Source organism: Thiocapsa sp., assembly GCF_011390875.1.
In the GTDB taxonomy this organism is placed as follows: Bacteria; Pseudomonadota; Gammaproteobacteria; order Chromatiales; family Chromatiaceae; genus Thiocapsa.
The window spans coordinates 23,378-35,833 of the sequence record NZ_JAABRP010000030.1; the positions used below are offsets into that span (position 1 = coordinate 23,378).

At 66.9% G+C, this 12,456-nt stretch carries 5 protein-coding genes; 3 read left to right on the forward strand and 2 right to left on the reverse strand.

Going from position 1 to position 12,456, the window contains the following annotated elements:
* Nucleotides 1-213 precede the first annotated feature (213 nt).
* Nucleotides 214-3,684, reverse strand: a complete 3,471-nt coding sequence (locus GPT33_RS03905) for a glycosyl transferase (protein WP_296806021.1) — start codon at nucleotides 3,682-3,684, stop codon at nucleotides 214-216.
* A 165-nt stretch (nucleotides 3,685-3,849) separates the two neighbouring features.
* Nucleotides 3,850-6,993, reverse strand: coding sequence for a hypothetical protein (locus tag GPT33_RS03910; protein ID WP_296806023.1), 3,144 nt, complete (start codon nucleotides 6,991-6,993; stop codon nucleotides 3,850-3,852).
* A 220-nt stretch (nucleotides 6,994-7,213) separates the two neighbouring features.
* On the opposite strand from GPT33_RS03910, the gene GPT33_RS03915 reads away from it, so the two are divergent.
* The 3 genes from GPT33_RS03915 to glgA form a co-directional block, all read left to right on the forward strand.
* Complete coding sequence (locus GPT33_RS03915) at nucleotides 7,214-8,896, forward strand: ABC transporter transmembrane domain-containing protein (protein WP_296806024.1); 1,683 nt, start codon at nucleotides 7,214-7,216, stop codon at nucleotides 8,894-8,896.
* Nucleotides 8,893-10,281 (forward strand): GH1 family beta-glucosidase, encoded by a 1,389-nt coding sequence (locus tag GPT33_RS03920; RefSeq protein WP_296806025.1) that lies wholly within the window; start codon nucleotides 8,893-8,895, stop codon nucleotides 10,279-10,281. The genes GPT33_RS03915 and GPT33_RS03920 overlap by 4 nt, the downstream gene beginning before the upstream one ends.
* Nucleotides 10,282-10,465: 184 nt before the next feature.
* Nucleotides 10,466-12,456: glycogen synthase GlgA (gene glgA, locus GPT33_RS03925; RefSeq protein WP_296806026.1), on the forward strand; the 1,991-nt coding region annotated here is incomplete at its 3' end.

A 12,456-nucleotide genomic window follows, 5' to 3' on the forward strand; every position in this document is an offset into this window, starting at 1 on the left:
CGGCCGCCGCGGCGCCGACCGATCGGCCGACCCGCGGTGAGCACCGCGAAGATGAGGATGACCCTGGCGTGCGACGCGGTATCGATCCGAAGCGACTCCGGCTCCTTCTCCACCGCCATCAAGCAGGTCAATATACACACATATCTTATGTGAGCCTCAGGTCCGCGTGAAGCCCCCTCGGAAAGAGGCCGCGACGGGTACTCGACGCTCCGATCATGCACCGAAATCGCCGCCATCGGCGGTTGGCCGTCCCAACTCGATCTCGATGCGATAGAGCCCTGCGTGGGTCGGCAGGGTAATCCGCGCGGTTCCCGCCGAAAGCAGCGCATCCTGTCCGTTCAGGCGAGCAACGACGACCTCGGCGCCTGCGTGCGGATTCTCGACCCGGATGTCACAACGCGTCGCCCCGTCGGGGAGGCGGTAGAGGATCCGAAATCCGGGCCAATCGCTCGGGATACAGGGCCGGATGATCAGCGTGCGCCCCGCCTCGACCCGCAGCCCGAGCACCGACTCGAGCGCCGCCCGATAGAGCCAACCGGCTGAACCTGTATACCAGCTCCAGCCGCCGCGCCCGACATGCGGTGCTGCGCCGTAGATGTCGGCCGCCACCACATAGGGCTCGAGCCCGTAGCCAGCCAACCGCTCGGGTGTACTGGTGTGCCAGACCGGAGTGAGACGTTCAAGCAACGGGGCCGCACGCTCGGTGTGACCGAGCTCGGCAAGAGCCATCACGGCCCAACAGGCCGCGTGGGTGTACTGGCCGCCGTTCTCGCGCACGCCCGCCACATAGCCCTTGATGTAGCCCGGATCCTGCAGCGTGTCGACGAAGGGCGGCGTGAGCAGACGGATGAGACCCCGGTCCTCGTCGACCAGCTCGGAGTGCAGGGCGGCCATCGCCTGCTCGGCTCGGGTGCGATCGACCGCACCCGAGAGCACGGACCAGGCCTGCGCAAGCGCATCGATCCGACATTCGCTGTTGGTATGCGAGCCGAGCGGAATGCCGTCGTCGTCGTAGGCGCGGCGATACCAGGCCCCGTCCCACCCGGCGTCTTCGAGCGCAGGAACCAGCACGTCGCGATAGGCTTCGTAGGCGGCGACGCGCGCGGCGTCTCCGCGCCGTTCGCAGATGGGCAGGACATCCTCGAGGATGCGATACAGGAAGAAGCCCATCCAGACGCTCTCCCCGCGCCCGAGACGCCCGACGCGATTCATCCCGTCGTTCCAATCACCCGTGCCCATCAGCGGCAGACCGTGTGAGCCGCGCGTGAGCGAGCGGTCGATCGCCCGACAGCAATGCGCGTAGAGATCGGCCGACTCGCCGCTGTCTTCGGGCCGAAGGTAGACCTCGTCCTCGCCCGGCGCGAGCAGCGGCGCCGTCAGAAAAGGGACGGACTCGTCCAGAATCCCCGTGTCGCCCGTCGTGCGGATGTAATCGGCCGTCACGAAGGGCAGCCAGAGCAAATCGTCCGAGAAGCGGGTGCGCAGCCCCCACTCCAGAGGCGCGGGATGCCACCAGTGCAGCACGTCGCCCTCGCTGAACTGATGGGCGGCATGCAGCAGGATCTGAGCGCGGGTCAGATCCGGGCGCAGGCCGACCAAGGCGGAGGCATCCTGCAACTGATCGCGATAGCCGAAGGCTCCGCCGGACTGATACAGGGCCGAGCGTGCCCATTGGCGGCAGGCCAGGTTCTGGTAGGTCAGCCAGCCGTTGAGCATGAGATCGATCGCCGGGCTCGGCGTCTCGACCCGGAGCGCATCGGTCAGATCGGTCCAGAATCCCGTCACCTCGGCCAGGGCGTCGACGACCGCATTCGCACGGCGATAGCGTGCGAGCAGGGCGTCCAGCTCCGCTTCGTCGAGACACTCCCCGAGCAGGAAGACGCATTCCGCCGTTTCGCCGGGGTCAAGATGGATCCTCGATTGCTGCGCGAAACAGGGGTCCAATCCGGAGCCGACGGCAAGGCAACTGGCGGCACCGCGGAGATCGGCGCCGCAGAGGACGGCCGCCGGCGAGACAAGATCGCGGTGACGGCCGATGAATGCGGCGCGATCGCAGCTGAACCCGACCGGCTCGACCCGACCGCTCGTGACCAGGGTCGCGGCGAAGATGATCGCACCGGCGAAGTCGCCCGCGGCCGGATTGACTGCACGCAGAATGTCGCGCTCGGGATCGAACGCGGTCTCGATCGCCCCCGGCGCGCTCGGCTGACTGCCCAGCACTAGATGCTGATACGAGAAGGTCGAGAGTGTGCGCGGGTGCGTCCCGCGATGGGTCAGCCGCAGGCGCAGGATGCGAACCGGGTTGCGACGCGGCACGAAGAGCGTGACCTCTTGTACCAGATCCTTGTAATCGCTACGAAACTCGGAATAGCCGAAACCGTGGCGGACCTCGTAGGCGACCGGCGCCGGGCGCGGGCCCGGCAGGGGCGACCAGACTTCACAGTCCCGCGCAACCGTTTCCGAATCAGCCTCGGTCTCGTCGCGCAGATAGAGTGCCTCGCCGTGCGGATCGCCGACCGGGTCGTTGAACCAAGGGGTGAGCCGATTGGCCTGGCTGTTGCGACACCAGGTGTAGCCCGCGCCCGTCTCGCTGACCAGGAACCCGGCGCGCTCGTTCGCGACCACGTTGATCCAGGGCTGAGGCGGGCGGTGCAGCGCGTTCCCGCCCCAAGGCAGGCGGATCACATAGACACGGCCATCCGGCGAGAATCCTCCGTGGCCGTTAAAGCATTGCAGGACCTCTCCGCCCCGGTCGATCGCATCCGTGTCGGCGCTCGGCGGCAGCGTCGTCGTTGCCGACTCGGGAGGCTGCAGCGCCCGCCGTGCCGGGGACGGGACGTCACGCCTGTCTCGAAAGGGTCGGATCAGATCCAAGGCCGCCTCGCGGCCCTCCGCTGCCCCGGTCAGGAAGAGGATCTCGTCTTCTCCTTCGGGCGGCAGCTCGACGACGACGCGTAGGGCGAGGATCGGATCCAGAACACTGCCGAGCGCACCGGACAGGGGATCCGTGCCGATCAAGGCCGCCGGGGCGTGCGGGCTGCCCCCGCGCCCGAGGAAGCGCCGACGGTCGGTCTCCCATTCCAACGGATCCGCACCCGCAACGGCGTGGACCAGCCAGGGCCAACGCTCCTCGGCGGCGCGCGGCCGGCGTCGGGCCAAGAGGGCGCCGGATGCGGTGTCGCGTTCGGTCTGGACGAACAGCTTGCTGAAGGCCGGGTGTGCAGCGTCCGCGTTCGGGTCGTTCAAGACGACCTCCAGATAGCTGGTCACCTCGATGCGCCGCGCACGCACGGATCGATTCTGAAGGCTCAGACGACGACACTCCAGATCGCACGCGGCCTCGACGCCGAGGGTGAGACGGGTGAACAACTCCTCGGTCTCGCGTTCGAGCTCGACGCGTGCCTCCGGACCCTCGCCGATCGCGCGACAGCGGTAGAGCGGCGCCGGGACGCGGGTCGGCTGATAGCCCGCGGACCAAAAACGTCCGGTCTCGAGATCGCGCAGATACAGAACCGAGCCCAGGTCGTCGATCACGGGATCCGCCCGCCCGCGGGTCAGGCCGATCCAGTGCCATGAGGAGACACCGCTGCCGACCTCCGAAAACGACACCGCATAGCGTCCGTTCGAGAGCCGATACTCGACGGGAGGCGCAACCTGCGGTCGGTTGTAGCGATCGGTATCCATCGTTGAGGTTCCTGACAGGCGCAATCTAAGCCTATGAAAAAATATTAAATTTTAAACCGCGTCCCACCGAGATCGAGGACATCTCCAAAGCCAAACGCAAAACGCAAATGTCGCATGTCGCTCTGGACGCGGTTAAAAGACAAATTCGGTCGGCGCAGACGCGGATCAGCTCACGACGACGCGCGCCGGCAAGGCCCGGATCACCAACTCGGCCGCCGTGACCTCGTCTGTCGGCGCGCCGTTCACGGTGACCGAGCGCGACGCGAGATCGAGCGGGGGAGCGAAGCGGATCCCGCCCTCCGGCATCCGGTCGAGTCCCGCGAGATTCAGCTCGAGGGTCTCCCCCACCCCGTGCCCGAGATGCAGGTCCAGCCGGCCATACCAGGTCGGCAGCCCGGTCACGCTCACCGGGCCTTCATCCAACCAGTCGAGTGGAATCCCGGCACAGATCACGAGCGACCCGTCCGCCTCGCGCTCGTAGGCGAACAAGTCGCGAAAGACCAGGACATACTCGGCGCTGATCCAGGCATGCGGCAGGTCGCCCTGATGACCGGGCGCGCGCGGATCACGCCAGATGATCTCGGGCCACTGATGCCAGGCCGGCGGGCGCAGATCGGCCAGGAGTACACGCAGAACCTCATGGGCCTCGCGGCGGCGCCCGAGTCGGATGAGGGCCCCGACCGCGCGGACCTCGTAGGGGCTGTAGTTGGTCCAGTCCACGCCTTGCTCATGCATGGCGCGAAAGCGATTCAGAAGCTCCTCGAAGGTTCGCCGCAAGGCTGCCTCGGGGAGGTGGTCACCTTCGTCGATCAGGGTCAAGGCCACCGCGATGGCGGTCGGGTCGGGGTCGGCCCATTCCACCGAGCCGGGGATGAAGTCGATCCCGCGCTCGGACATGGTCAGCTCGATCGAGGCGTAGAGGGTGCTGCGAAAATCCTCGCACAGCGCAGTCAGACGCACATGCTCGTCATCCTCGCCGAGGATCTCGGCAAGCCAGGCGGCATCCTTGAGCCCGCGCACCGCCCAGAGATCGTCCCAGTAGGCGTGCACCGGCTGGGCGAGATACCCCTCGTGGCTTACCGACTCGGGCAGAAGACCGAAACAGGCACGGCGCTCGGGCGTGCGCTCCGCATCGGTCAACCGACCCGCGCGCAGCTGCTCCAGATAGGCGACGGCGCGACGCACCGCAGGCCAGAGATCCGCCGCGAGCTGCCGATCGCCGGTGAAGCGCACCGGCTCGGCGACGGCGAAGATGAATTCGCCGAGACTGTCGTGCTCGGGCAGCCAATCCGGGCCGGTGTGGTCAACGCAGCAGGGCACCTCGCCGGCCTCGGTCTGAAACCCTGCATACCAGCGAATAAAGTCCGCCGATTCGCTCCGGCAGCCCATGCGCAGCAGCGCGGCGGACATGACCGCACCGTCGCGGATCCAGGACCGGGTGTAGCGACGCGGCCCGGGTTGAAAGGCGGGTCCGTCGCGGTTGATCAGGATGTGGGCCAGCGCCGTCTTGGCGGTGGCCGCGAGGATGCGGGCCGAAGGCGGAAGCGTGAAGGCAACGGCGCCGAGCCGCCGCGACCAGTCGCGCACTGCCTCGGCGAATCCGGCGTTCGCATCGAGCCCGTGCCCGAGACGCAGCGCCTCCGCGTCCGGCCCCGCGCCGTCCCGGGCGAAGGGGATCGCGATCACGACCTCCTCGACCCCGCCGGGCGGAAGCACCCGATCGAACCGCAGCGCGCCCGAGGCAAAGCCGAGCGGGTCGTCCGCCGCTTGGTCCGGCGGGAGCCGACCGAGGGCGAGCCGATCGGTGATCGCTCCCTGATCGAAGGTCACCGCGCCGAATCCGCTCGGCGCGCTCAGCGGGACCAGAATCTCGTCGTTCACCCAAACCCGGCCAACGCGATAGGCAAGCCGATCGATCGAACTCACGCCGCCGATGTCGGCATAGCCCTGCCACGGCGGCGAGACCTGGAAAGGGCGCACCGCGACGAAGAGTGTGGCCGCGACCGGGGTGTCGCGCCGATTCTCCAGACGATACCGAGCAAAGAGCACCCGCTGTCCGAGAGCGCCGGCCGCAAAGACAGTGGTCGCGAGGACCAAACCGGCCCCTGCCCCGGTCACCGAGGGGATCGGCAGCTCGCTCTGCTCCGGACCGCCCTGCTGCAAAGCCGGTATCGGCGCCAGCTCGGCCCAGCCGAGCAGACCCTCGTCGACGAAGAGGAAGGGCTCGAGCGTCCAGCCCGCACCTCTGCCCGCGGCGGGGCCGACCTCGATCAAGCCGTCCTCGTTGAGCAGGGCCGGAATCCCCCCGTCGGGAATATCCACCGCCGTCCAGTAGGTTTGCTCGCGATAGAGCCACCGCGGATAGCGCCCGCGCGGCGCGCGCTCGGCCACATGATGGAAGAGCTCGTTCGGAGTGCGCGAAAAGGCATCGGGCTGAAGCTCGATGGATCCGAGTGCCGGATAGACGCCGTCGGGCATCGGATCGAGCGCAAGCCGCAGATAGCGCGAGGATCCGTTCGGCAAACCGACGAAGCTGCAGGCGCCGCCGGCACGTGCAGCGGTGTAGAGCAGGCGCCAATCCTCCCCGTCGTTCGATGCCTGCACGCGGAAGGCGCGCTCGCATTGCGGGTCGCTCGCCGGGCGGGGCGCGGGGTCGTTCCAGTGCAGGATCAATCCGCCGTACTCGCTTTCGCGGCGAAAATCCAGGGTGAGCAATGCCTCCCCGCAGCCGCAGCCGGCACGCCAGTCGGTCGCGGATCCGGCCTCGAGGACAGCCGCAGCCGGATGTCCCGGCAGGGCGGCCGATGCCTCGAGCTCGGGCGGCCAGGGGGGCGTGCGGTCCTCCAGACGAAGGTCGGCGATGCACAGATGGCCTCGCCCACCCGAGCCGGCGACGATCGCGATCTCGATCGCACCGATCGCGCGTGCCACACCGCCGCCGGCCGGTCCCCAGGCGAAGTCGATCAGTCGGCTCGGGATCTCGAGGAGGTGCCAGTCGCCGTCGGATTCGAGCATCTGCCGCTGGTAGCGCCAGACGTTGGTCCCGCCCGGATCGACCAGCTTCAGCTCGAATTGATTGGGCGGCATCGCACCGCGGACGGCGAGCCGAAGACAGTAGGCCGGCGGCAGCACGAGCGTTGCCGGGCGCCGGGCCACGACGAAGCCGCCACCGCCCTTGAAGTCGAAGTCAAGCCGCAGTGCCGATCCGTCGGGACCGGTGTCGGACAGCAGCCGAAGCTGCGCCCGTCCCGACGCGTATGCCTGCCAACGCGAGGGGTCGACGAAGTCATCCAATATCTCGATCGTCATGGGCTGTGGATCCCGCAGCTGGCCGTTGATCGGCGTCGATTTGAGGGTGCGCAGGACCGAGTCGATGACTCCCGCGCAACCGGTCACGCAACCGGTCAGGGCGTAAGGCTATACTCGCGCCCGGCCAGCGTCATCCGCGACGTTGGGCCAGGGTAGCCGGACGGCTCGTCGTGCGCTCCGCCGGCACTCGCTTCCTCGATCTCGAAGGCCCGGCTCCACCATGATTGCACTGCGCACAACCATCAGCCGCACGACCTGGAATCGCTTCCTCGAAATGCTCGCCATGCTGGCGCGCTCGGAGGTCGGCGGCAAGGCCAAGCTGCTGTTCGCCTTGTTGATCCTGCTTCTGTTCGGCATCAACGGCTTGAATGTGGTCAACAGCTATGTCGGCCGGGATTTCATGACGGCGATCGAGAACAAGGACATGGGCGGCTTCACCCACTTCGCCCTCCTCTACGTCGGCGTGTTCGCGCTCTCGACCATGGTCGCGGTCTATTTTCGCTACAGCGAGGAGCGCCTGGGTCTGGTCTGGCGCAACTGGCTCACCGCGAGGGCGGTGGATCGTTACCTGGACAACCGGACCTACTTTCGCCTGCACGATACCGGGGATCTCGCTAACCCGGATCAACGCATCAGCGAGGATATCCGCTACCTCACCGCCACGACGCTCTCCTTCGTGCTCCTCTTGCTCAACGCGAGCTTTACGGTGATCGCCTTCTCGGGTGTCATGTGGAGCATCAGCCCGCTCTTGTTCGTCGTCGCCGTCTCCTATGCTGCGCTGGGCTCATTCATGACGGTGCTTCTAGGCAAGCCTCTGATCCGTCTGAATTACGATCAGCTCGACAAAGAGGCCAACTTTCGCTCTCGCCTGATCCATGTCCGCGAAAACGCCGACTCCATCGCCCTCCTGCGACGCGAGGCCAGACTGAAGTACCAGCTGCTCGAGCGCCTCACCGATCTGACGGCGAACTTTCAACGCATCATCCTGGTGAACCGCAACCTCGGATTCTTCACCACCGGCTATAACTACATGATCCAGATCATCCCGGCCTTGGTCGTCGCCCCCTTGTTCATCAAGGGGGAGGCCCAATTCGGGGTCATCGCCCAGTCCGCGATCGCCTTCGCCCACCTGCTCGGCGCCTTCTCGCTGATCGTCACCCAGTTTCAGTCGATCTCGGCCTACACGGCCGTGATCGCCCGTCTGGCGGGGCTGCGCGAGGCGATGGGCGACGACGAAACCCCGCGGGCCTCGAACATCGAGATCCGCAACGACGGCGACCGCGTGGCATTCGACGCGCTGACGCTGCGCTCGCCGCGCAGCGGGCGCGATCTGGTCAAGGCGTTGTCCGTCTCGGTCCCGCGCGGGAGACGCCTTTTGATCATCGCGCCGAACGAGTCGGCCAAAACGGCCCTGTTCCGCGCGACCGCCGGGCTTTGGGACGCCGGCGAAGGGCGAATCCTGCGCCCCAACGATCGCGCGCTCATGTTTCTCCCCGAGCGGCCCTATCTGCCGCCCGGGACGCTGCGGCAGCTGGTCACGCCGACCGACGCCAACGGCTCCTTCACCGACGAGCGTATCCTCGCGAACTTGCAGGCACTCAAGCTCGAACCCGCGCTCGCTCGGGCTGGCGGGCTTGACCTGGAGCGCAACTGGAACGAGCTGCTCTCCCTCGGCGAGCAGCAGCTACTCGCGTTCGCGCGGGTGATCCTCGCCGAGCCCGCCTTCGTTATGCTCGACCACCCGACCCGGGCCCTGAGCGAATGCCAGATCGACGAGCTGCTCGGGATGCTGCGCGACCGCGGGGTGACCTACATCACGCTCGGCGACGAAGACGACGATCCCGCCGCCTACGACGAGGTGCTGCTGGTCGCCGAGGATGGGACCTGGAGTGCACAGACATGAGTGAACAGACACGCGAGCTGCCGACCGAGTCGCCACCAAGCGGCTTCCTGTGGGGCGCGGCGACCTCTGCCTACCAGATCGAGGGCTCTCCGCTCGCCGACGGGGCGGGGCCGAGCATCTGGCATCGCTTCGCCCACACGCCCGGTCGTACCTTGAACGGCGACACCGGGGATCTCGCCTGCGACCACTATCGGCGCTGGCGCGAGGATGTCGCCTTGATGGCGTCGCTCGGTCTCAACGCCTATCGCTTCAGCGTAGCCTGGGCGCGCGTCCTCCCCGAGGGCACCGGGCGGGTGAATCAGTCGGGCCTGGATTTCTACCGACACCTGGTCGATGCGTTGCTGGAGCGGGGGATCGAGCCCATGCTCACCCTCTACCATTGGGATCTCCCCGAGGCGCTCGACGCGCGCGGGGGTTGGGCGAGCGACGCGAGTCCGAACTGGTTCGCGGACTATGCACAGATCCTGTATCGCGCCCTCGGGGACCGGGTCCGCCTCTGGATCACCCTGAACGAACCCTGGGTCATCACGGCAGGTGGCTATCTCTACGGCGACCTGGCACCCGGGCATCGCAGCCTGCACGAAGCGCCGATCGTCGCGCACAACCTGCTGCGCGCCCATGCTGCGGCCTCGGCAGGCGGCCGTGCCGAGGGGATCGAGCGCATCGGGCTCGCCGTGAACCTCGAGCCGCAGTATCCGGCGAGCCCATCGGCGGACGACATTGCCGCGACCGCACGCCGCGACGCCTTCATCAATCGCTGGTTTCTCGACCCGGCCTTCTTCGGCCGCTACCCCGCGGAGATGGACACCATCTTCGGAACGGCTTGGCCCGAGTACCGGGCAAGCGAGCTGGACGCCCTGCGCGCTCCGCCTGACTTCATCGGCGTGAACTATTACTCGCGCTCGGTCGTGTGTGCGGATCCGACCGAGCAGCCGGTCGGTGCCCGCCGCGAACGCCAAGACACGCGCCCGCACACGGCGATGGATTGGGAGGTCTACCCGCAGGGGCTGACCGATATCCTTACCTGGGTCCAGGGACGATACGGCAACCCGCCGATCTACATCACGGAGAACGGGTCTGCCTTCGACGACCCGCCGCCGGTCGCGGGGCGTCTCCACGACCGGCGGCGCGTCGCCTATCTGCGCAGCCATTTACGCGCGACCTCCCGTGCGCTGCGCCGAGGCGTCGATCTGCGCGGCTATTTCGCCTGGTCGCTGCTGGATAATTTCGAGTGGAGCTACGGCTACGCGAAGCGCTTCGGCTTGGTCCGCGTCGACCCCGTCGATCGGCAACGCCTGATCAAGGACAGCGGTCGCTTTTATCGCGCCGCGATTCACCGTTACGGCAGCGGCCCGCCGCACGACGACCCGGCCGAGGGAGACTGACTCGCTTCGGATTGACTCGCTCCGGGCTGGGTGGGCCGAGTCGCGCGCGACCTGCGAGCGAGACCCTTGCGTCGGTGCCCGCGATCACCCGTCCAAGGACGCCGGGGCGCGACGCCCGGGGTACACTAGGCATCGATCGCTGAGTCGTACCCGGAACGAACACCGCTGCAGGAAGAAATCAGGCATGGCGAAAAAGCCGACTGGATCCAAGCCAACCGGATCGAAAAAAAGTGATGCCGCACGCCGCGGCGCAACCAAGCACACCGCCGAGTCCGCAACGACGAGCCGTCCCCCACTGCCTGCAGGCGAGGCAGGGGGCACCGCGGTAAGATCGGGCTCGTCGGTGCCGGATCAGGGCGTATCGCCCCCGGCAGGCACGCCCGAGAGCAAGGCACCCGAGACCGAGACGTTCGCTCCCGCGAGCTCGCCACAGATTCCTCCGAAAAGCGCCTCTGCCCCTCAGCCTCCAACCAATTCCGTGCCGACGCCGGCTGCAACACGTCCGCCGGGCGAACCGGCTGCAGGCGGCAAGGTGCCCCCCGAACCCAAAGCCAAGACCGAGGCTAAGCCCGAGTCTAAGGAAGCGACTTCGCCGACCCGCAATTCGACGCCCGCGGAATCTCCGGCACCCCCCCCGACGCGACCCCGTCCGACGCGCGACCCGGAGCCGGCGTCCAAGCACCCGACGGAGCCGGAGCCATTCCCTGAGCCGGCGCACGAGAAACCATCGGCAACACCACCCCGACCGGTGGTCGAGCCGGAGCCGGAGTACCAGCATCCACCAGAGCCCGAGCCGATCCCGGCACCGGCTCCCTCGCCGCCTCCGCCCGCGCCCGCGCGCCCGAGCCTATTCATCGTCCATATCACGCCCGAGCTGGCCTCGGTCGCCAAGGTCGGCGGACTGGCCGACGTGGTCTTCGGTCTGAGCCGCGAGCTGGCGATCCGCGGCAATCATGTCGAGATCATCCTGCCGATGTACGCGACCCTGCGGCATGACCAGATCTTCGAGATGCATGAGGTCTACAAGGACCTCTGGGTCCCCTGGTACGACGGCGCCATCCACTGCACGGTCTTCTTCGGCTTCGTGCACGGGCGCAAGTGCTTCTTCATCGAGCCGCACTCGCCGGACAACTTCTTCAACCGCGGCAGCATCTACGGCTTCAAGGACGACGTCCTGCGCTATGCCTTCTTCTCGCGTGCCGCGATGGAGTTTCTCTGGAAGGCAGGCAAGCATCCGGACGTCATCCATGTGCACGACTGGCAGACCGCCTTGGTCCCGGTCTTCCTCTACGAGTTCTATCAGCCGCTCGGGATGACCCATCCGCGGGTCTGTCTGACCATCCACAACTTCGCCCATCAAGGAGTCACGGGCGTGGAGATCCTGCACGCAACCGGCCTGCATCGACCGGAACGCTTCTTCAACCAGGACCGCATGGCCGACAACACCTACCCCAAGGCACTGAATCTACTCAAGGCCGGGATCGTCTATTCCAATTTCATCACCACGGTCTCGCCGCGCTATGCCTTCGAGACCAAAGACCAAGGTCAAGGCTTCGCGCTCGAGCCGACGCTGCACATCCACCAGGCCAAGTACGGCGGCGTGGTCAACGGCATCGACTACGACATCTGGAACCCCGAAATCGACCATCAAATCCCGGTGCGCTACAGCGTCGAGAACATCGACGGGAAGTACGACAACAAGCGCGCCTTGCGTCATCGCCTGATGCTCGCCGACAACGAGAAGCCGATCGTCGCGTTCATCGGCCGACTCGACCCGCAAAAGGGACTGGACCTGGTGCGTCACGCCATCTTTTACACACTGGAGCGCGGCGCCCAGTTCGTGCTGCTCGGATCCAGTCCGGATGAGCGCATCAACGGCGATTTCTGGGGCCTCAAACGGATGCTCAACGACAGCCCCGACTGTCACCTGGAGATCGGTTTCGACGAAGATCTCTCGCACCTCATCTATGCCGGAGCAGACCTGATGCTGGTGCCGAGTCGTTTTGAACCCTGCGGACTGACCCAGCTGATCGCGCTGCGCTACGGCACGGTGCCCGTGGTCAGGGAGGTCGGCGGGCTCGCCGACACCGTCTTCGACAAAGACTATTCGCACCGCCCGCTGCACGAACGTAACGGTTATGTCTTCCGCGATTTCGACAACCCCGGCCTGGAGTC